Source organism: Streptomyces sp. NPDC051172 (assembly GCF_040682555.1).
Classification (GTDB): domain Bacteria; phylum Actinomycetota; class Actinomycetes; order Streptomycetales; family Streptomycetaceae; genus Streptomyces.
This window is the reverse complement of sequence record NZ_JBFBBE010000010.1, coordinates 15,928-35,724: the sequence shown is the minus strand read 5'-3', so window position 1 is coordinate 35,724 and position 19,797 is coordinate 15,928. Positions and strand designations below refer to the sequence as shown.

General features: G+C 69.9%; 22 protein-coding genes and 1 pseudogene. 12 read left to right on the top strand and 11 right to left on the bottom strand.

Annotation, left to right across the window (positions count from 1 at the left end; translation table 11 throughout):
- Nucleotides 1-78: 78 nt before the first annotated feature.
- Nucleotides 79-1,260, bottom strand: coding sequence for an FAD-dependent oxidoreductase (locus tag AB0N07_RS08125; RefSeq protein ID WP_365833317.1), 1,182 nt, complete (start codon nt 1,258-1,260; stop codon nt 79-81).
- A 128-nt stretch (nt 1,261-1,388) separates the two neighbouring features.
- Between AB0N07_RS08125 and AB0N07_RS08120 the strand changes: the two genes are divergently transcribed.
- Nucleotides 1,389-2,081 (top strand): pentapeptide repeat-containing protein, encoded by a 693-nt coding sequence (locus tag AB0N07_RS08120; RefSeq protein WP_365833315.1) that lies wholly within the window; start codon nt 1,389-1,391, stop codon nt 2,079-2,081.
- A gap of 35 nt (nt 2,082-2,116) precedes the next feature.
- On the opposite strand, the gene AB0N07_RS08115 is transcribed toward AB0N07_RS08120, so the two are convergent.
- Complete coding sequence (locus AB0N07_RS08115; protein WP_365833313.1) at nt 2,117-2,617, bottom strand: hypothetical protein; 501 nt, start codon at nt 2,615-2,617, stop codon at nt 2,117-2,119.
- A gap of 7 nt (nt 2,618-2,624) precedes the next feature.
- Between AB0N07_RS08115 and AB0N07_RS08110 the strand changes: the two genes are divergently transcribed.
- Together AB0N07_RS08110 and AB0N07_RS08105 are read left to right on the top strand one after the other, a co-directional pair.
- Entirely contained in the window at nt 2,625-4,097 is a 1,473-nt protein-coding gene (locus AB0N07_RS08110; protein WP_365833524.1) for a M1 family metallopeptidase, read from the top strand.
- Nucleotides 4,098-4,417: 320 nt separating this feature from the next.
- A complete protein-coding gene (locus tag AB0N07_RS08105; RefSeq protein WP_365833311.1) occupies nt 4,418-4,687 on the top strand; it encodes a hypothetical protein in 270 nt (89 codons plus the stop codon).
- Here the strand turns inward: AB0N07_RS08105 and AB0N07_RS08100 are convergent.
- The 4 genes and pseudogenes from AB0N07_RS08100 to AB0N07_RS08085 all read right to left on the bottom strand — a co-directional run bounded on the left by AB0N07_RS08100 (nt 4,666) and on the right by AB0N07_RS08085 (nt 6,784).
- A pseudogene (locus tag AB0N07_RS08100) lies at nt 4,666-5,249 on the bottom strand (Uma2 family endonuclease). The gene AB0N07_RS08105 and the pseudogene AB0N07_RS08100 overlap by 22 nt on opposite strands.
- Nucleotides 5,249-5,506: a hypothetical protein gene (locus AB0N07_RS08095; RefSeq protein ID WP_365833308.1), complete on the bottom strand. Its 258-nt coding sequence runs from the start codon at nt 5,504-5,506 to the stop codon at nt 5,249-5,251. The pseudogene AB0N07_RS08100 and the gene AB0N07_RS08095 overlap by 1 nt, the downstream one beginning before the upstream one ends.
- Entirely contained in the window at nt 5,503-5,850 is a 348-nt protein-coding gene (locus tag AB0N07_RS08090) for a hypothetical protein (RefSeq protein WP_365833306.1), read from the bottom strand. The genes AB0N07_RS08095 and AB0N07_RS08090 overlap by 4 nt, the downstream gene beginning before the upstream one ends.
- A 67-nt stretch (nt 5,851-5,917) precedes the next feature.
- Nucleotides 5,918-6,784 carry a helix-turn-helix domain-containing protein gene (locus AB0N07_RS08085; protein ID WP_365833304.1) on the bottom strand — a complete coding sequence of 289 codons (867 nt, stop codon included), beginning with the start codon at nt 6,782-6,784 and terminating at the stop codon, nt 5,918-5,920.
- A gap of 500 nt (nt 6,785-7,284) precedes the next feature.
- On the opposite strand from AB0N07_RS08085, the gene AB0N07_RS08080 reads away from it, so the two are divergent.
- From AB0N07_RS08080 to AB0N07_RS08065, 4 genes are all read left to right on the top strand, one after another.
- The gene (locus AB0N07_RS08080; protein ID WP_365833302.1) at nt 7,285-8,160 is read left to right on the top strand and encodes a helix-turn-helix transcriptional regulator; all 876 of its coding nucleotides are present in this window, start codon (nt 7,285-7,287) and stop codon (nt 8,158-8,160) included.
- The gene (locus AB0N07_RS08075; protein WP_365833300.1) at nt 8,157-8,357 is read left to right on the top strand and encodes a DUF397 domain-containing protein; all 201 of its coding nucleotides are present in this window, start codon (nt 8,157-8,159) and stop codon (nt 8,355-8,357) included. The genes AB0N07_RS08080 and AB0N07_RS08075 overlap by 4 nt, the downstream gene beginning before the upstream one ends.
- Before the next feature lie 99 nt (nt 8,358-8,456).
- Nucleotides 8,457-8,699, top strand: coding sequence for a type II toxin-antitoxin system prevent-host-death family antitoxin (locus tag AB0N07_RS08070; RefSeq protein ID WP_365833298.1), 243 nt, complete (start codon nt 8,457-8,459; stop codon nt 8,697-8,699).
- On the top strand, nt 8,696-9,142 hold the full coding sequence (locus AB0N07_RS08065) for a PIN domain-containing protein (RefSeq protein WP_365833295.1): 447 nt from the start codon (nt 8,696-8,698) through the stop codon (nt 9,140-9,142). The genes AB0N07_RS08070 and AB0N07_RS08065 overlap by 4 nt, the downstream gene beginning before the upstream one ends.
- A gap of 63 nt (nt 9,143-9,205) precedes the next feature.
- Here AB0N07_RS08065 and AB0N07_RS08060 read toward each other — a convergent pair whose 3' ends face one another.
- A complete protein-coding gene (locus AB0N07_RS08060; protein ID WP_344399573.1) occupies nt 9,206-9,781 on the bottom strand; it encodes a TerD family protein in 576 nt (191 codons plus the stop codon).
- Between the two features lie 173 nt (nt 9,782-9,954).
- Between AB0N07_RS08060 and arfB the strand changes: the two genes are divergently transcribed.
- Nucleotides 9,955-10,392, top strand: coding sequence for an alternative ribosome rescue aminoacyl-tRNA hydrolase ArfB (gene arfB, locus AB0N07_RS08055; RefSeq protein WP_365833293.1), 438 nt, complete (start codon nt 9,955-9,957; stop codon nt 10,390-10,392).
- 91 nt (nt 10,393-10,483) lie between these two features.
- Entirely contained in the window at nt 10,484-11,380 is an 897-nt protein-coding gene (locus AB0N07_RS08050) for a sigma-70 family RNA polymerase sigma factor (RefSeq protein ID WP_365833291.1), read from the top strand.
- A gap of 201 nt (nt 11,381-11,581) precedes the next feature.
- Here AB0N07_RS08050 and AB0N07_RS08045 read toward each other — a convergent pair whose 3' ends face one another.
- Entirely contained in the window at nt 11,582-12,166 is a 585-nt protein-coding gene (locus AB0N07_RS08045; protein ID WP_266956703.1) for a flavin reductase family protein, read from the bottom strand.
- Nucleotides 12,167-12,474: 308 nt separating this feature from the next.
- Between AB0N07_RS08045 and cdgB the strand changes: the two genes are divergently transcribed.
- Complete coding sequence (gene cdgB / locus AB0N07_RS08040; RefSeq protein WP_365833288.1) at nt 12,475-14,130, top strand: diguanylate cyclase CdgB; 1,656 nt, start codon at nt 12,475-12,477, stop codon at nt 14,128-14,130.
- A gap of 133 nt (nt 14,131-14,263) precedes the next feature.
- Nucleotides 14,264-15,211 carry a carbohydrate-binding protein gene (locus AB0N07_RS08035; protein ID WP_365833286.1) on the top strand — a complete coding sequence of 316 codons (948 nt, stop codon included), beginning with the start codon at nt 14,264-14,266 and terminating at the stop codon, nt 15,209-15,211.
- 9 nt (nt 15,212-15,220) lie between these two features.
- Here AB0N07_RS08035 and AB0N07_RS08030 read toward each other — a convergent pair whose 3' ends face one another.
- From AB0N07_RS08030 to AB0N07_RS08020, 3 genes are all read right to left on the bottom strand, one after another.
- Nucleotides 15,221-16,150 (bottom strand): 1-phosphofructokinase family hexose kinase, encoded by a 930-nt coding sequence (locus AB0N07_RS08030; protein ID WP_365833284.1) that lies wholly within the window; start codon nt 16,148-16,150, stop codon nt 15,221-15,223.
- A gap of 101 nt (nt 16,151-16,251) precedes the next feature.
- A complete protein-coding gene (nagA, locus tag AB0N07_RS08025) occupies nt 16,252-17,382 on the bottom strand; it encodes an N-acetylglucosamine-6-phosphate deacetylase (protein ID WP_365833523.1) in 1,131 nt (376 codons plus the stop codon).
- A gap of 80 nt (nt 17,383-17,462) precedes the next feature.
- Complete coding sequence (locus tag AB0N07_RS08020) at nt 17,463-18,404, bottom strand: ROK family protein (RefSeq protein WP_365833282.1); 942 nt, start codon at nt 18,402-18,404, stop codon at nt 17,463-17,465.
- A 161-nt stretch (nt 18,405-18,565) separates the two neighbouring features.
- On the opposite strand from AB0N07_RS08020, the gene AB0N07_RS08015 reads away from it, so the two are divergent.
- The gene (locus AB0N07_RS08015) at nt 18,566-19,786 is read left to right on the top strand and encodes an extracellular solute-binding protein (RefSeq protein ID WP_365833280.1); all 1,221 of its coding nucleotides are present in this window, start codon (nt 18,566-18,568) and stop codon (nt 19,784-19,786) included.
- The last annotated feature ends 11 nt before the right edge of the window (nt 19,787-19,797 follow it).

Sequence of the window (19,797 nt, the reverse complement as noted above, 5' to 3'; positions counted from 1 at the left end):
CCCCCATCGATTGCTTGTCAGGGACCCCAGCTGCCCCGGGTAACCCCAGCTGTCCGTCCGGAACCCCAGCCTTCAACCTCACGCACGCTTGAGGTCAAGGGGGCCGGTGGCCCGGCGGCCGAGCGCCAGTGACACGGCGGCGAGGGCGCTGTTGAAGGAGACCTCCGAGAGGACGCCGGGGGCCGCGACCTGGTCGCCGGCGAGGTACACGCCGTCGCCGCGGTCGATGGCGGGGCGGTCGCGCCAGCTGGTGCCCGGCAGGTCGACGGCACCGGTACGGCCGTTCGCGACGGCCTCGCGCCGCCAGGTGACGCGTCCGCGCCAGCCCTCGAAGGCCAGGTCGAGGAGGTCCTCGGCACGGGCGACACCGGCGGCCTTCGTCTCGTGCGGGGCGATGGGGATCTGGCCCTGGACGAGCTGCTCGCCGGCCGGGGCGAGCGACCGGTCCTGCGCGGTGAACCGTTCCAGCCAGCCAGGGGAGTCGAGGTCGCACACGGCGAACGCGTCCCCTCGCCGCGTCCGCACGGCGAGATCGACCAGCGTCGTACGACCGCTCGTCCAGGTCAGGGAGTCGTCCCTGAGCAGCCGGCGGGCGGCGTCGAGCGAGGTGGCGACGACGACCGGGCCGCCGGTCGCGGGAAGGGCGTCGAGGGAGTCGACGCGGGACAGGGTCTCCATCCGCACGCCCAGGTTCCACGCCCGGGCGGCCATCCGGTCGACGACGTTCGCCCAGCCGCCGCGCGGATAGTGCGCCTCCGGCGGGAACTTGGTGGCACGGCGCAGCCGCTCCTGCACGAACGCGGCGGACAGGGCGCCGGGGTCGTGATGGAAGAGGGCTACGGCGGAGTAGTGGGCGGCCGCGCGGGCGGCCTCCTCCCCCGCGACACCGGTCGCCCAGGTCGTGAAGTCGACGTCGACCGGCGCCTGTTGGAGGCCGGGGCGCAGCAGCTTGAGCATCGCGAAGGGGGGCGTGCGGCGCAGGGTGCCCTGGTGGCGGAGCCTCAGCCGGGCCGCCTCCAGGGGCGGGATCGGGGCGAGCGGCCCGATCAGGTTCCGCTGCTTGAGCCAGGTCCAGTGCGGGCCGCCGTTGTAGAGGGCGTGTGGTCCGTCGTTCGTCCGGTACGGGCCCTCGGCGGTCCGGGCTCGCCCGCCGAGGGTGTGGTGGGCTTCGAAGACGGTCACCTTGGCGCCGGCCTCGGCAGCGGTGACGGCCGCGGTCAGTCCGGCGAATCCGCCGCCGATGACGGTGATGCGGTGCATGGCTCGGGGTCTCCCTCGTTTCGGGTCCGCCTTTCTGCGCATACGACGGATTGGGCCGCCGGAATGTGACATGGGCGGCGTTCTGCCTGGTCAGGGTCGTTGTCAGTGGCGGAGTGCACCATGGGGGCATGGCGAGGAGAGAGGCGGGCGGGATGGGCGGTTCCGGTACGGCGGTGAAAGGGGCGCGGCGGCCGGAGGTGCGGCTGCCTGCGCTGGAGCCGTTCGAGGGCGTGGAGTTGGAGCCGGACGGGGACTACGACGGGCTGGAGTTCCGGGAGGCGGACCTCGCGGGGCAGGACGGCGGGGGCGCCCGCTTCATGGACTGCGCACTGACGGGGTGCGCGCTGGACGAGACGGGGCTGCAGCACGCCCGGATCCTCGACTCGGTCCTGACAGGGCTGCGCGGGGTCGGCACGAACCTCGCCGAGGCCACCCTGCGCGACGTCGAGGTGGTCGACGCCCGCCTCGGCGGAGTACAGCTGCACGGCGCGGTCCTGGAGCGGGTGGTGATCCGCGGCGGCAAGATCGACTATCTGAACCTGCGCGCGGCCAGACTCAAGGACGTCGTCTTCGAGAGCTGCGTGCTGGTGGAGCCGGACTTCGGGGGCGCCCGGCTGGAGCGTGTGGAGTTCGTGGACTGCGTCCTGAAGGAGGCGGACCTCACCGCGGCGACCCTGAAGGACGTGGACCTGAGAGCGGCGGCGGAGCTCGGCATCGCGCGGGGGGTGGACCGGCTGGCGGGGGCGGTGATCAGTCCGGGGCAACTGATGGATCTGGCGCCGGTGCTGGCGGCGGAGATGGGGATTCGGGTGGAGGGCTGAGGGTGTTCGGCAGCCCCCAGGACGGTCACGTCACCTCAGGGCAACCGGGGAAACCGGGCCTGCAGTGTCCAGATCGCCGGGTTCTCCCCGAGGTCCTCATGAAGATCGACCAGGTCGGCAATCAGGTCATGCAGAAAGTCCCGTGCCTCACGCCGCAGCTCACCGTGGGAAAAGGAGAGCGGCGGCTCCTCCGCGGGCATCCAGTCGGCCTCCACGTCCACCCACCCGAAGCGCCGCTCGAAGAGCATGCGGTCGGTGGACTCGGTGAAGTCGAGCTCGGCACGCTGGGGCCGGGACGCGCGGGAGCCCGCCGGGTCGCGGTCGATGCGCTCCACGATGTCGCACAGCGCCCACGCGAAGTCGAGCACCGGCACCCATCCCCAGGCTGTGGACAGTTCCCGGTCCGCCTTGGTGTCGGCGAGGTAGACATCACCGCAGAACAGGTCGTGCCGCAGCGCATGGACGTCCGCGCGGCGGTAGTCCGTCTGCGGGGGATCCGGGAAACGGTTGGAGAGGGCATAGCCGATGTCGAGCACGTACGAGATGGTGTCACGCCGCCGCCATAGGATCACCGGCGTGCCCAGCCCCGTCCCCGTTGTCCCCGCAGCCCTCCGCGCCCCCGTGGTCCGCCGAGCCCCCGCGGCTCTCTGCGCCCTCGCCGTGCTCCTGGCCCCGGTCGCGGCGGCGTGCGGCGGCGGTGTCCACGGCACGCCCGGCGGCTCCGGCCTGCGTGACCCGTACTTCCCGAAGGCGGGCAACGGCGGATACGACGTCGGCCACTACGACCTGAAGCTCGCCTACGACCCCGCCGGCGGACAGCGCCTCACCGGCACCGCGACCATCACCGCCCGCGCCACCCAGAACCTCTCCGCCTTCGACCTCGACCTCAAGGGGCTGCACGTCGACGAGGTCACCGTGCAGGGCAGCCGCGCCCGCTGGATCCGCGCCGGGCAGGAGCTCACCGTCCGCCCGCACGACGACCTCCGTGCCAAGGAGACCTTCCGCGTCACCGTCCGCTACTCCGGCAGCCCGGTGACCATCACCGACCCCGACGAGTCCGAGGAGGGCTGGCTGCGCACCGCCGACGGCGCGCTCGCGCTCGGCGAACCCACCGGCTCCATGGCGTGGTTCCCCGGCAACAACCACCCCTCCGACAAGGCGTCGTACGACATCGCCGTCACCGTGCCGAAGGGCCTGCAGGCCGTGTCCAACGGGGAGCTCACTGACGAGACGAGCAGCGGCGGCCGTACGACCTACACCTGGCACACCGCCGAACCGATGGCGACCTACCTCGCCACCCTCGCCATCGGCCACTACGACATCAGCCGGTACACCATCGGCGGCAAGCACCTGCCGGTGTACGTCGCCGTCGACCCGACCGAGGCGGAGGCGAGCCGGAAGGTGCTCGCGCAGCTCCCCGAGATCATCGAATGGGAGGAGTACAACTTCGGGCCGTACCCCTTCTCCTCCACCGGAGCGATCGTCGACCGCCCGGACGACGCCGGGTACGCCCTGGAGACCCAGAACCGGCCCGTCTTCCCCGGCGCCCCCGACACCGGGACCCTGGTCCACGAACTGGCGCACCAGTGGTACGGCGACTCCGTCACCCCGAAGAGCTGGCGGGACATGTGGCTCAACGAGGGCTTCGCGACGTACGCGGAGTGGCTGTGGGACGAGGACCACGGCGGCGACACCTGCCAGCAGACGTTCGAGTCCCGCTACAACGACGGCGACAAGGACATCTGGGCCTTCCCGCCGGCCAAGCCGAGCGATGCGGCGCACATCTCCGACAGCCCCGTCTACGAGCGCGGCGCGATGGTCCTGCACAAGATCCGCCAGACCGTCGGCGACGACGCCTTCTACGACATCATCCAGGGCTGGGCAGCCGCCCACCGCCACGGCAACGCGGACACCGCCGACTTCACCGCGTATGTCGAGAAGAAGGCACCGGACAAGGACTTCAAGGAGATCTGGAAGGACTGGCTGTACGGGGAGGGGAAGCCGGATCATCCCTGAGTCCACGAGACCGCATCGCCGCCTGTGCACCCAGACCGCCCGGCCGTATGGGCGGGTTGTGGCTCGTGCGGGCGGGGTGGGGAGCATGTGCTGACCTTTGGGAAGATTTCCGCGTAGCCACACCACGATTCCGGGGACGGAAGACGATGACGACACCGCCGCAGCCGCCGTACGGCCATCAGCCCCAGTACGGTCAGCAGCCACCGCCCCCGCCGCAGCATCCCCCTGCCACTGCCCCGGCCGGCTTCGGTCCGCCGCCACCGCAGTACGCCGCCCCGTATCCGACTCCGCCCCAACCGCCCGCGCAAGGACCGGAGTTCATGGCGGTCGACGTCCACAACTCGGTCGTGGTCGACGTCGCGGGCGTCGCCTTCGAGAATCACGGTGCGGCCATCGAGTTCTCCTGGCAGGAGATCGGCAGCATCCACTACAAGGCCAGCCCGAACGGCAAGGCGCTGATGGTGGCGGTGGTGCTGCCGAGCGGCCAGTTCTACGAGTGTGTGGTGCAGGCGAAGCCGAGGGCGCAGCTGGGGGAGTGGTTTGCGCAGTTGGCGGCGGTGTTGGGGTACTACCGGCCGATGGGCTGGTAACGCGGCAGGCCGTCCGTGGAGATCGTCCAGTCGCCGATGGTGACGTCCTCGCCGTAGACGAAGTCCTTGCGGGTGGCGTAGCGGGGACCGTCGGGGGTGGGGTGGATGTCGGTGAGGACGGCGCCCTCGCCGGTGCGGGGGTCGAAGATCGCGTAGACGGGGATGCCGATCAGGGGGTAGTCGCGAATCTTGCTCACCCAGTCGTTGTCCGGGTTGGAGCAGGAGACGATCTCGATGGCTGCGGTGAGTGTACGAGGGTCGAAGGACCCCTCCCCTTCCATCTCCACCTCGGCGATCACCATCATGTCCGGGCGCCGCAGGTTCCTTCCGACTCGTCTTCCACGTCGGGCTTGCCCGTGTGGGCGACAGGCTCTTCCGGCAGCGCCGTCTCAAGGCGCTTTCGGAGGTGTGCTCTGGTGAACTCGTGGCGCCCGTTGGGCGACGTCAGGTCGTGGACGAGGCCTTCCTTGGTGATCTCGAGCTTGCCCGGCAGGGTGTCGTGCGTGGATTGCAGGAGCTCCCGCATGGCCCGGTACGGCCGTGGGCTCATGCCGAGCGCCATCAGAAACCCAGGTAAGTGATCTGGACGACGTACACACGCTCGCTGCGGACGACGACCTGGTACGTGAACATGCCGCCGGAGACGTTGACGTCGCCGCCCTTCGGGTCGACTCCATCGTGGGCCCGTCCATGGACATGGAGAGCTTCGGCTGCCCTGACCAGTTCGTCGGCATTGCGTGCCACGGCGGCGAGGAAGTCTGTGGGAGCGGTGCGGGCCGATTCTTCGGCTCCGAAGGCGTACTCCCATTTCCAGCTCACTCGCGAACTGCTTTCATCGCCTCATCAAGGACGGCGCTCAGCTCGCGAAGGGCTTCCCACGCGATGGCCGCATCCTCGTGCTCCAAGTTGTTCTGCGCCCATGCGTAGCGGGTGGACAGGTCCGGTCGACGTGCGATCTCGATGTCCCTGGCCCATGCCAGCACCCAGCTTTTCACCGGGCTCAGAGACTGCCACTCGACCGCCTTGGCGAAGGCGTCGTCCTTCATTGCCTGCATCTCGTCCAGGCGGCCTGGCGCGACGACGGCAAGGGCTGCACGCAGGGCATCAGGGGTCAGCTCGGGGCGAGGGATCAGTTCGTTTCCGTGGTCTGCCTGAGTGCTCATGGTGTCCTCCGGAGGGTGCCCCGGCCAGCGTATCCGGCTTGAGGGCAGCAACCGGGGCGCAACGGGCTCAGGCAGCGGTGGCAACGGAAGTGCGGCAGTCATGGCAACGTCCTGGGGTCGGCGAGCGGAAGGCGCGGTCGCAGCCGTCGCAGTTTCGGAGTGGGGGCGGGGCGGCATGCGGCTCGGTGGGTGCGCGGAACGGCGGCGGGGGTGGCAGCTTGGTGGCGAGTCGGTGGGCCAGGAGGGCTGCCGGGCGGCACAGGGGTTCCGGTGGCAGGTCGGTGGTCAGGGCGTCGCGTACGGCCGTGGGTGTCACGTCGCGTTCCAGCCAAGCCGCGATGCCGGGGGCCAAATGGGCTGCGTCGCGTTCGCTGAGCAGCAGGCGGCGGTCGTGGCGGTGGAGGTCCGCGAGGAGATCCGTGGCCTGCCGGATGAGGGTGGGGGAGGGGTAGGACGGCTGCGGTACCGAGGGGAGGGGTTTGGGCGGGGTCTTCTTCGGGCGGGCGGGTTCGGCGGGTCGCGGAGGGTGGTCGGCCCGGCGGTGATGGCCCGGCTGGTTGCAGGAGACCGTGCGCGTGACGATACGGCCGCCGGTGATGCGCTTGCGTTCGCGGCGCAGATAGCCGTGGGCTTCCAGCTCTCGCAGGGCCGCGGCGATACGGGTCGGGCCCTCGGGGAAGCGGGCGGCCAGCGTCTTGATGTCGGCCGAAGCGCCCTTCGGCAGCGACTGGATGTGGCAGGCCAGGCCGATGGCGAGGAGGGAGAGCTCCGCGTGTTGGGTGAGGTGGTTGCCGATCACCGTGAAGCGGGTGGTGTGGCGGGTGTGGTCGTGGATCAGACCGCCGCCGGTTTCGGGATCCCGCCGGTTCGAGTGGTTGTTGGCTGCAACGCGGGACTGGGCGCGCGAGTGCGCGCTAGGGTTTTGGGTGTCCATCGGGAAGGGCTGACTTCCTTGGTGGTCAGGCCCTCGCACTGGGATTGCCGTCCCGGCGGGGGCCGTTGCATGTGCGGTTGTGTTGCGCTGAGCGTAGGGCAGGCAACCGGGCCGAAATCCAGCTGAGTTGGTGATGTTCACCCGCGAGGGTGAGCGTGCGCCGCGGGCGGGAGGGGTGGGGTTTGGTGGGAGTTCTTTCTCATCTCTTCGTTCCTTGGAGAAGGTCGCCCGGCCCACCGGAGCACAGCCCGACCGGAGCAGGGGCCGCCGTGCTCCGGTGGACGCGGACCTCCGCCCACACCGTCTTGCGCGGCGGCAGCCCCCGTGCCACGCGGGGAGCCCCACGCCACTCAGCATGGCTGCGCGCGCTTACCGTGAACCGTGACGACGCCGTTGCGTACGGTGACTGTCCGGACGTTGTCCGGTGGTGTCCGTCCGGTCCGGACCGGTCTGCGGGTAGGGGGCGTCGCGACGGGGTCGTACGGCGGAGGGGTGCGGGAATGTCGGTGGATGCGGATGCGGTTCGACTCAAGACCGAGGCGGACGAGCCGGGTTGGGAGGTGGATCCGGACGACGAGTGGGGAGTTGCGGTCATCGCCACCGTCGGGCGGCAGTTGAAGCTGCGGCGCGAGGCGGTGGGGTTGCGTGTCGCCGAGTTCAGTGAGGCGGTCGGGTATGGCGAGGACCTGGTGTACAAGATCGAGGGCGGGAAGCGGATCCCTCGGCAGGAGTACCTGTACAAGGCCGACGAGGTGCTGGGGGCGGACGGGCTCATCGTGGCGACGCGGGAGGACGTGAAGAAGGTCCGGTACCCGAAGAAGGTGCGGGAGCTGGGCAAGTTGGAAGCCCAGGCGGTCGAGATCGGTGTGTACGAGTGCAACATTGTCGCCGGGCTGCTGCAGACTCCGGATCATGCGCGGGCCGTGATCGGGGCGGCGCAGCCGCCGTACTCGCCGGATGACATGGAACGTATGGTCGCGGCCCGTTTGGCCCGCCAGTCGGTCTTCGAACGGGACCCGGCGCCGTCGATCCACTTCGTCCTTGAAGAGGCACCGCTACGTCGCCAGGTTGGGGGCACAATGGTCTGGCGACAGCAGCTCGAACGCCTGCTGGAGGTGGGACGGTTGCACAACGTCACGCTTCAGGTCATGCCGACCAACAGCGATCCGCACCCTGGGCTGGACGGAAGGATCGAGTTGCTGAAATTCCCGGACGGGACGGCAGTGGCTCGCGCTGACGGCGTTCTTAACGGCCGTCCGACCACGGATCCGAAACAGCTGCGCGTCATCGAACTGCAATATGGCACGATCCGGGCGCAGGCCCTCTCGCCACGGGAGTCGCTGGCCTTCATCGAGCAACTGCTGGGAGAAACATGATCCGCAAGGCCCCCACCGGGGACGCCTCCGAACTGGCGTGGTTCAAGAGCAGCTACAGCGGCGGAACCAACGGCGAATCCTGCGTAGAGATCGCGGTAGCCCCCGGCACCATCCACATCCGCGACTCCAAGAACCTCGACGGCCCTCGCCTCACGGTCACCCCGACCACCTGGGCCGCCTTCGTGTCGCAGGCCTGACGAAAGCACGCCGGAGCCCCTGCCCCGGCAAACCACAGCCAAGGGCTCCTGCTCGGCGCCGCCGCGCCTGGTCGGCGAGCAGGTAGTAACCTGTAGTACATGGAGACGACCGCCCGAGAGTTCAACCAGAAGTCCTCGCAGATACTCGCTGCGGCCGCGCGTGGGGAGACCATCACCGTCACCAAGAACGGCGTAGCCGTTGCTCGGGTTGTGCCGATCAAGGCGGATGACATCCCTGCGTATCCGACCGACCCGATGGGGGAGATCGACCTCCCTGACCTCGGCCTTCCCGACCTCACCGACGACGAGATCGAGGACACGCTCAGGGGGATGGGAGATTGAGCCTCGTCGCCATCGCCGACACCAACGCCCTGTACCGGCTCCTGGACCCGAGGCTCACCGGCCACGACGAGCACAAGAAGGCCCTGGCTTCGATCAGTCACCTCATCGTCTCCCCGATGGTCCTGGCGGAACTGGACTACCTGATCGCTACGCGGGCGGGAGCGGAGAAGGCTGTCGTGGCGGCACGGTTCATCGAGCGCAACGTGGTGACCCGGCGATTCGAAGTGCCGCACGTGAGCGCGCACTTGAGCGCCGCTATCGCTGTTGCCGAGGGTTACCGGGATGTCGACGGCGGCTGGGGAGTCGGTCTGACAGACGCGATGAACGTCGCCCTTGCCGCCGCATACCGCACGGAAGTCATGTTCACCTCGGACGGCCACTTCCGCATGCTGCGGCCTCTGACCGGGCACAAGGCGTTCCGGCTCTTGCCCGAGGATCTCTAGGCGCAGGTGCGGCAGGGGCCCTCGGTATCGACCGAGGGCCCCGGGACCGCTGCGCAGCGTCCCTCAGACGTTCACGCCGAAATCCTGGGCGATGCCCACCAGACCCGAGGCGTAGCCCTGGCCCACCGCGCGGAACTTCCACTCCGCGCCGTTGCGGTAGAGCTCGCCGAAGACCATGGCCGTCTCCGTGGCCGCGTCCTCCGAGAGGTCGTAGCGGGCGATCTCGGCGCCGCCGGCCTGGTTGACGATGCGGATGTAGGCGTTGCGGACCTGGCCGAAGTTCTGCGAGCGGTTCTCCGCGTCGTAGATGGAGACCGGGAAGACGATCTTGTCGATGTCGGCCGGGAGGCCCGCCAGGTTGACGTTGATCGCCTCGTCGTCGCCCTCGCCCTCGCCGGTGCGGTTGTCACCGGTGTGGACGATGGTGTTGTCCGGGGTCTGCTTGTTGTTGAAGAAGACGAAGTGGGCGTCCGAGAAGACCTTGCCCTGAGCGTTGACCGCGATCGCGGAGGCGTCGAGGTCGAAGTCCGTGCCGGTGGTGGTGCGGACGTCCCAGCCGAGGCCCACGGTGACGGCGGTCAGGCCCGGAGCCTCCTTGGTGAGCGAGACGTTGCCACCCTTGGACAGGCTTACAGCCATGGTTGGGAGTCCTTTCCCTCGTTTGCGTACGGCGGTACGACGTACGGGCTTGAAGCTACAGCTACCTGTACCAACGCCAAGAGGGGCGTCGAAGGTTCCACCTGTCTTTACTTTCTTTACCGAACGCTGAGTGAACGTTATTCGCGTGACGTGTGCCGGTCAGCTGCGGGACCATGGTGGGCATGTCCGGTCCCTACCTCATCCGCGGCTCCGTCTCGCTCCCCGAGGCCGAGCTCATGTGGCGTTTCTCGCGGTCGTCGGGGCCCGGCGGGCAGCACGTCAACACCAGTGACTCGCAGGTGGAACTGCGCTTCGACCTCGCGAAGACCGAAGCCCTGCCCGAGGTGTGGAAGCAGCGGGCGCTGGAGCGGCTGGCCGGGCGGCTCGTCGACGGAGTGGTCGTCGTCCGTGCCTCCGAGCACCGGTCCCAGTGGCGCAATCGCGAGACCGCCGCCGTACGGCTTGCTTCGCTTCTCGCGGAGGCCACTGCGCCGCCGCCCAAGCCGCGCCGGCCGACCCGGATTCCGCGGGGGATCAATGAGCGGCGGCTGCGGGAGAAGAAGCAGCGCTCCGACACCAAGCGGGGGCGGTCCGGCCGGGACTGGGGTTAGGGACCCCACTCGTAGAACGTCCTTTGTCACATCCTCGCCCTCGCATCCGTCAAGTCACCGACAACGGACGGGGATGTGAGGAGCTGTGGCGATGGACGAGAACGGAATTCCCGGCGGGGACTGCGCTCCGAATGATGCGGAGAAGGAATTTCTCGCCCGGCGATTCGAATCACACCGGAGTCGTCTGCGGGCCGTCGCCTACCGAATGCTCGGTTCTGGCGCCGAGGCGGATGACGCGGTGCAAGAGGCGTGGTTCCGGCTGAGTCGTACCGACGCCCGGCAGGTGGACAATCTCGGGGGCTGGCTCACGACGGTGGTCGGGCGGGTCTGTCTGGACATGCTTCGCTCGCGCAAATCGCGGGCGGAGGAGCCGTTGGAGGGCGGGTCGGGCAACGCGCGCGTGGGGGAGGTCTTCGCCGGCGATCCCGAGCAGGATGCGCTGCTTGCCGACTCGGTGGGCGTTGCGCTGCTCGTCGTGCTCGAGACGTTGACTCCTGCTGAGCGGCTGGCTTTCGTGCTGCACGACTTGTTTGCGGTGTCGTACGAGGAGGTCGGGGAGATCGTGGGGCGGAGCCCGGTGGCGGCGCGGCAGTTGGCCAGTCGGGCGCGGCGGCGGGTGCAGGGGGCTGAGGCGCACGATCCGGACCGGGTGCGGCAGCGGGAGGTCGTGGACGCGTTTCTGACGGCCGCGCGGGAGGGTGACTTCGACGCCCTGGTCGAGTTGCTCGACCCGGACGTCGTCGCGCGCACCGATGTCGGTGTGACCACGGGGGCGGCAGCGGTCGCCAAGGGCGCGTCCAGCTTCCGGCACTTCGCTGCCGTGTCGCGGGCCGCGCTGGTCGACGGTGCCACGGGGCTCGCCGTGTTCATCGACGGGCGGCTGGACCGGACGTTGGCCTTCACGTTCGTACGGGACCGGATCGCTGTCATCGACATCGTGCTGGACGCTGCACGGGCGGCGGAGCAGGAGGTCACCCTCGTGGAGTAGGGCTGGCCCGGGGCGGGTTCTGGCGCCCCCGCCGCCCCTGCCCGTCCCATTCCCAGGGGCTCCGCCCCTGCACCCCGTTTCGGGGCTCCGCCCCGGACCCCGATCGGCCTGAACGGCCTCGTCCTCAAACGCCGGACGGGCTGAAAGTGGCGGGCCCGGCCTCGTCCTCAAACGCCGGACGGGCTGAAGGATGTGCCCAGCTCACCCCAACTGCCGATACCGCCCCCGGAAGTAGGCCAGCGGCCCCCCGTCCGCGCTCGGTACCCCCGCCGTCAGCACCCGGCCGATCACGAGCGTGTGGTCCCCGGCCCGCACCCTCTGCTCCGTGCGGCACTCCAGGGTGGCCAGGGCGCCGCCCACCAAGGGGGCGCCGGTTGCCTCGCCGCGGACGTACGGGATGTCCTCGAACAGCAACCGGTCGCTGATGCGACCCTTCATGGCGAAGCGGCCCGCGATGTGGCGTTGGCTTTCGGAGAGGACCGAGACCGCCCACAGGGGCTGCTCGTCGAGCAGGTCGTCCATGCGGGAGCCCTCGCGCAGGCTGACCAGGACCAGGGGCGGGTCGAGGGAGACGGACATGAAGGCCGTCGCCGTCATGCCGACGTCCTCGCCGCCCGGTGCCGTCGGGTCGTCCGGGTCGAGCGGCGGCTCCTGCGCGGTCACCAGGACCACACCTGCGGCCAGCCGGGACATGGCGGCGCGGAACTCCTCGTTGCTCACCCCCTCAGCATGCCCGGAGGCGGGCGGGGCAGTGATCGGGAACGTGGCAGCGGGTGTGTTCGGCACGTTCCGAGACGCTAGTGTCCGCCCTGTGCCCGCCGCATCGGACCCAGGCCCGATACCGGACCTAGGACCATCGGCGGAGCCTTCTTCACATCCCCACAAAGTTTGCGTTCAGTAAACGCATAGGGAAAACGCAGAAACACCACTCAATTGTTCATCTTTAGCTGTGACTTGAGTCACAAGAGCCACTAATTGTTGACCCTGTGTACCGAGTGGGCAGCGCGCTGTGATTCAGTGGCTGGGAAGCTGCCAATGACGATACGCCGATGAGAACCCTTGATTCGCTGCGAGGTCTCGGGGGGAGGGCGAGCATGGAGACCGAGTCGGAGCCGTACGTCCGTCTTGCGACCCTGCGACAACTTCACCAGGTCATGGCTGACATGAACACGGCCCGAAGCCTGGCGGACACACTGCAGACCGTCGCCGACGGCGTGGTCAACGGCCTCGGTTACGAGCTGGCGTGCGTCAATCTCGTACGTCCGGACGGAGATCTGGTCGTCGCCGCCTTCGCCGGAAACCCGGCGGCCGAGGCGCTCATCACCGGGCGGGTCGGCTCCCGGGAGTCCTGGGAGCGGCGCCTGAGCATGGGCGAGCAGTGGGGCGACCTGGTCTTCATATCGCACACCGAGGGCTGGATCCTCGACGACGACGACGTCCCGCAGTGGTACACCGACGGCCCTGCGCCCCGTTTCGACGACGAGTGGCATCCCTCGGACCGGCTGTTCGCCCCCATGTACACGCCCCCCTCCCCCGGCGGCAGCTCCGGTGAGCTGATCGGCGTCCTGTCCGTGGACCGGCCGCGCAACGGCCGGCGGCCGGGCGCATGGGGTCGCGAAGCGCTCCAGATGTATGCGTTCCAGGCCGCCATCGCGATCAGCAACGCGCGTCTACGTGCGAATATGCAGCGGGCACTGGTCAGACTCGAAAGGGACCAGCAGGCCCTGCGGGCGAGTGAGGAAAGTTTCAGGCAGGCCTTCGAGTACGCCCCCTCCGGCATGGCGATCGCCGAGATGGGCGGCGACCAGCACGGCCGGATCCTCAGGACCAACGACGCGCTGTGCCGTCTGCTCGGCCGCCCCGCCTCCGCGATGCGCCGCTACGCCTTCTCCGACCTCGTCCACCCCGAGGACATCGGCACCCTGCTGAGGACGTCCGCCGAGGGCGGCCGGGCGGAGCTCCGGCTCGGTCGCCGCGACGGCACGTACGTCTGGGTGAGCCTGCGCAACTCCGTCGTCGCGGACGCCGCCGACGGGCCCCGCTTCCTGCTCACCCACGTCGAGGACATAGAGGACCGCAAGCGGCGCGAGCTGCAGCTCGCCCACCGCGCCTCCCACGACTCGCTCACCGGCCTGCCGAACTCCGCCGAGCTGCGCTCCCGCCTCTCCTCCCGCCTCTGTCAGCGCGCCGGCCACCCCGGCGCCCTGGAGTCCCTGGACGCGGCGTACGGCCATCCCGTCTACGACGCGGGCGGCCACGGCTTCGACTTCCGGCCCGGCGGCGTCGAGGTGTACGACGGCTTCGACCACCATGTGCACACCGCCGCCCCCCAGAGTGAGCGCGACGACGGCACCAAGGGGCTCGCGGTTCTCTTCTGCGACCTCGACGGGTTCAAGTCGATCAACGACCGGTTCGGGCACAACGCGGGTGACGCGGTTCTCATCGAGGTCGCCCGGCGGCTGTCGCGGGCCGTGCGCGACGGCGACACGGTCGCGCGGCTCGGGGGTGACGAGTTCGTGATCCTCGCGGACGGGCTCGGCCGGGCCGATGCCCAGGACCTGGCCGTACGCCTGCGCAACGAGATCATCCAGCCGATCCGGGCCGAGGGACGGGCCGTGCGCGTGGGCGCCAGCTTCGGCATCGGGTGGGCGCACTGCGGCATGACTGCGGACGAAGTGTTGAAGTCTGCCGACGAGCGGATGTACGTAGAGAAACGATCTCGTCCCAAACAGCACAGACGCGCGGGCTGATCTCCAGGTCAGGGGCCGGGTCCGCGGACCGATGCGATCCGAGTCACCCGTTTGGGGCAGCTGGAGCGGGTAGGCTCGCCATTCTGACCCCACGTATCGCGTTCGACCCGCACCGCTGAGGAGTACCACGGAGATGACGTCCGGCAACAACGGCGCCAGCACGCCCGAGGACGACGACCCGTTCGGCTACCTCTACGCCGACGGGCAGGCCAACGGAGCGCAGCCCCCCTCCGGTGGCGGCGGCTACGGCTACCCGGGCTCCGTCAACCGGAACCGTGCGGTCGGCCAGCGCCAGTACGGCCAGCCGGCCCAGGTCCAGCAGACGGCCGCCTACGGCCAGGCCTCGCAGCAGCAGGGCGTGTACGGCCAGCCGAACGCCCACTACGCGGCACCGGAGACGCTCCCCGGCGGCGGCGCCCCCACGGCCCCGCAGCAGCCGGCGTACAGCGGCGGCGGCGGTCGCCGCGGTCCCAACACCAAGGGTCTGCTGATCGGCGCGATCGCGGTGGTCGCCGCGGTCGTGATCGGCATCGGCGTGGCGATGATGAACGACAACTCCAAGAACGACAAGGCGGGTGGCGGTTCCAGCACGCCGTCCACCTCGCAGAGCTCGAAGCCGAGCCAGTCGGCCAGCAGCAGTGCGTCGGCGGAGCTGCCGAAGACGGATGCGAAGGATCTTCAGCTGGGCGGTACGGCCGCCAAGGCGTCGGACGTCCAGGGGGCCCAGGCGGCGGACGGCACCTATGTGGGCAATCTCAACAACGTCGGTTCCTCGGTGACCTGGACCATCGACAACATTGCCGAGGCCGGCGACTACACGGTCTTCGCGACCTACAGCGTCCCCGGCCAGGACCAGTCGATGACGCTCCTCGTCAACGGCACGCCGTCGGGCCGGAAATTCAACCTGAGCAACTTCGCGCACGCCGCGGACGGCGACTTCACCAAGGGCTGGACCAAGACCTTCGCCTGGACCACCCTCAAGAAGGGCCCGAACACACTCACCCTGACCTGCCAGGCCGGCGACAAGTGCAACGTCCTGCTGGACCAGTTGTGGGTGAAGAAGGGCCAGGTCAAGAGCTAGGGGCCGGTTTCAGGCCGCGCTGACCTCCCCGGTCACCGCCACCCGCCCCACCAACTCCTCGTACGCCCCCCGGTCGAACTCCCCCGCCACCGGCGCCAGTACGGTCGCCGCCGACAGGGCCACCGCCCGGGACAGGCGGTCCGGCCACGGGAGTTGCTCCGCCAAGCCCGACAGCAGTCCCGCCACCGCCGAGTCGCCCGCGCCTGTCGGGTTGCCGTGGAGGCGGGCGGGTGGGGTGGCGTGCCAGCGGCCCTCCGGGGTGACCGCCAGGAGGCCCTGTGTGCCGAGGGAGGCGACCACCGACCGGGCGCCCCGGCGGCGGGCGTCCTGGACGCCGCGCAGGGGGTCGTGGGAGCCGGTGAGTTCGGCCAGTTCGTCGGCGTTCGGTTTGACGAGGTCCGGGCGGGCGGCGATTCCGCGGCGCAGGGGCTCGCCGCCGGTGTCCAGGAGCACGGGCACCCCGGCGGCCTTCGCGAGCCGTATCAGCCCGGCGTACGCGCCCACCGGTACCCCGGGCGGCAGGCTGCCGCACAGGGCCACCGCGGACGCCGGCGCGAGCAACTCCTCGTAGGCCTCCTGGAAGGCGGACCACTCGGCGGGGGTGACGGTGGGGCCCGGTTCGTTGAGCTGTGTGGTGTCGCCGGTCCGGTCGTCCACCAGCGCGATCGTGCGCCTCGTCGGGCCCGCGACCGGGACGAGGGCGTCCACCAGGCCGGGGGTGGCGGTCAGCAGGTCCTGGACCGTGCGGCCCGTGGCGCCGCCCGTGAAGCCGGTGACGGTCACCTCGTGGCCGAGGGCAGCGAGCACGCGTGCCACGTTCACGCCCTTGCCTCCGGGGCGTTCGGTCACCTCGGTGATCCGGTGCGAGGAGTGCGGCTTGAGCGCCGGTACGCGGTACGTGAGGTCGAGAGCGGTGTTCAGCGTGACCGTGAGGAACACCTGGGCCGACCTCCCCCGAAGACGCATGCGGAACGCACGCCGAACGGACGGCGGCCGTCCCATTTTCGCAGGAGGACCGCCGTCCTCAACAGCGGGACAGATCAGTCCAGTTGGGGATCGACCACCCATTCACCGCGGCGCATCACGCCCTTGAGGGCGAATTGATGGTCAAGAACCACCAGGTCGGCGTCCTTTCCGGGCTCCAGTGAGCCGATCCGGTCGTACAGGCCGAGCAGTTTGGCGGGATTGGCCGAGATGGCGGTGACGACGTCCTCAACCGGCAGCCCGTCCACCGTCACCGCCCGCCGGAACGCCCGGTCCAGCGTGAGCGTCGACCCCGCGATGGAGCCACCCTCCACCAGACGGGCCACGCCGTCCGTGACCTCCACCTCCAAGGGGCCCAGCAGGTAGCGGCCGTCGCCGAAACCGGCCGCGTCCATCGCGTCCGTGATGAGGGCCACCCGGTCCGCGCCGGCGTGATGGAAGGCCAGCTGGAGGGCTGCCGGGTGCAGATGCGTGCCGTCGTTGATGAGTTCGACGGTGATGCGTTCGTCCTCCAGCAGGGCGGTGATCGGGCCGGGGGCCCGGTGGCCGATCTGCGGCATCGCGTTGAACAGGTGGGTCGCGACCCTGGCGCCCGCGTCGATCGCCGCCACCGTCTGCTCGTACGTCGCGTCGGTGTGCCCGATCGCCGCGATGACGCCGAGTTCGGCGAGCAGACGTACGGAGTCGAGGCCGCCGGGGAGTTCGGTGGCGAGCGTGACCATCTTCGCCCTGCCGCGCGCCGCGTCGATCAGTTTGCGCACCGCTGCCGGGTCGGGGTCGCGCAGCAGCTTCTCGGAGTGGGCGCCCTTGCGGCACGGGGAGATGAACGGGCCCTCGAAGTGGATGCCGGCGATGTCGCCCTGCTCGGCGAGTTCGCTCAGCAGGCCCGCCCGCTGGGCGAGGAGGTCCATGTCGTCGGTGACCGTCGAGGCGACCAGGGTGGTGGTGCCGTGCAGGCGGTGGGTGTGGATGCCGGTGAGGACGTCCTCGACCGTGCCCGAGGTGAAGGAGGCTCCGCCGCCGCCGTGGTTGTGGAGGTCTACGAAGCCGGGCACCACGTGGTGGCCGCTGAGGTCGATCATCCGAGCGTCAGGTGATGCCGCACCGGCGATGCGAGTGCCCTCGACGAACACTCGGCCGTTCTCGACGGTTCCGGTGGGGAGGACCACGTTGGCGCCGGAGAGCACCAGGCAGGTGCGGGCCGCTGCGGGGTGCGGGTGCGTCGTGGTTGATCGCGCAGTTCCCCGCGCCCCTGGGGGGGTTGGCGTCACGTCGGCTCCTCCGTGCGGTCGGTGGTGGCTAGGAGATCCCAGGCCATGAGCCCTGCACCCAGGCATCCGGCGCTGTCACCCAGCGCCGCGGGGACGATCGTCGGCAGCTTCTGGAAGGTGACCCGCCCCCGGACCGCCTCCCGCAGCGGCGTGAACAAGGTGTCGCCCGCCTCCGCGAGGCCGCCGCCGATGATCAGGGTGCGGGGGTCCAGCAGGGTGAGGGCGGTGACCAGGCCGTCGGCCAGGGCGTCGATCGCGTGCTGCCAGACCCGTACGGCATTCGGGTCGCCGGACGCCACGGACTTGGCGCAGTCGGCGGCGTCCGCGTCGGGGTCGCCGGTGGCCGCCGCCCAGGCCTCGCTGACGGCCGCCGCGGAGGCGTAGCGCTCCAGGCAGCCCCGCTGGCCGCAGGGACAGGGGCTGCCCCCGGGCCGTACGACGATGTGGCCGATCTCGCCCGCGAAGCCGTGTGCGCCGGCCTCCACCCGGCCCGCGATGCCGATCGCGCCCGCGATGCCGGTGCCGAGGGGGACGAAGAGGAAGCGGTCGGCGCCCTGGCCGGCGCCGATTCGGCCTTCCGCCAGTCCGCCGGTGCGTACGTCGTGGCCGAGGGCGACCGGGATGCCCAGCCGCTTGCCGAGCAGATCGCGCAGGGGTACGTCGCGCCAGCCGAGGTTGGCCGCGTAGGAGGCGATGCCCCGGTCGGCGTCGACGATGCCGGGGACGGCGACGCCGGCGGCGGACGCCTGCTCGCCGAAGTGCTCGGCGCCGTGGGCACTGAGGTCGGCGGCGAAGTCGAGGATGCCCTCGACGACCGCTTCCGGCCCGCGTTCGCGGCCGGTCGCCCGGCGGGCCTGGTGGAGGAGGGCGCCGTCCTGCGCGACCAGCGCGGCCTTCATCCCGGTGCCGCCCACATCCAGGGCGATGACATGTCTCACGGGGGACAGTGTGGCCCGAGGACCCGCAAGAGGTCTAGTCCACTCACGTGGTGTAGACCTATCGTGTCCACATGTTGAACGGCGAGACAGTAGGGTTGGGGTCAACAGCAGTGCAGCGGCGGGGTAGGACAGGAACGATCGCGGCGGCATCCGCACTGGGCATGACGGCGGTGCTCGGCGGCTGCGGCCTGACCGGCGGCGGCTCGGGGGACGTCACTCTGAAACTGATCGCCGCGGACTACGGCGACTCCGCCGACAACAGCTCCCAGAAGTACTGGGACCGGCTGGTCAGCGAGTACGAGAGCAAGCACTCCGGTGTGAAGATCGACGTCACCGTGTACTCCTGGAACGACGTGGACCGCAAGGTCAAGGAGCTGGTCGACGCGGGCAAGGCACCCGACATGGCGCAGATAGGCGCGTACGCCGACTACGCCGACAAGGGCCTGCTCTACTCGGCCGACGACATGCTCTCCATCAGCACCCAGGCCGACTTCGCCTCCCAGCTGGCCACCGCCGGGCAGGTGAAGGGCGTGCAGTACGGGCTGCCGTTCGCCGCCTCCACGCGGCTGCTCTTCTACAACAAGACCCTCTTCAAGAACGCCGGCCTCACCCCTCCGAAGACCTGGAACGAGCTCGCTGCCGACGCCAAGGTGCTCAAGGCGCGCGGAGTGAAGTTCCCGTACGCGCTGCCGCTCGGCCCGGAGGAGGCGCAGGCCGAGACCATGCAGTGGCTGCTGAGCGGTGGCGGCGGTTACACCGACACCGTCGGCACCTACGGCATCGACTCCGCGCAGAACGTCGACACCTTCAACTGGCTCAAGGACGACCTGGTCGACAAGGGCCTGACCGGTCCCGTCGCGCCCGGCAGCCTCAACCGTGCCACCGCCTTCGCCGCCTTCGCCAAGGGCGAGGTCGGCATGCTCAACGGGCACCCCTCGCTGATGAAGATCGCCGCGCAGAAGGGCGTGAAGTTCGGCATGGTGCCGATGCCCGGCAAGGACGGCGAGAGCAAGAACGCCATGGGTGTCGCCGACTGGATGATGGCCTTCAAGAAGAACGGCCACGCCGAGCAGGTCGGCAAGTTCCTCGACTTCGTCTACAGCCGGAAGAACGTGCTCGCCTTCTCCCGCGAGTACGACCTGCTGCCGGTCACCACCTCGGCCTCCGACGTCATGAGCACGGGCAAGCAGGACGCAGCCCTGGAGCCGTTCCTCAAGCAGCTGCCGCTGTCCGAGCTCTATCCCGTCGACAAGACCTCGTGGGCCTCGGTCGCCGTGGCCGTCAAGAAGCACATAGGCAGCGCGGTGGCCCCCGGCGGCAACCCCGCGGCCACCCTCGCGCAGCTGGAGTCGACGGCGTCCATGGCGGAGAACGCGCATTAGCCGCGGGGCGC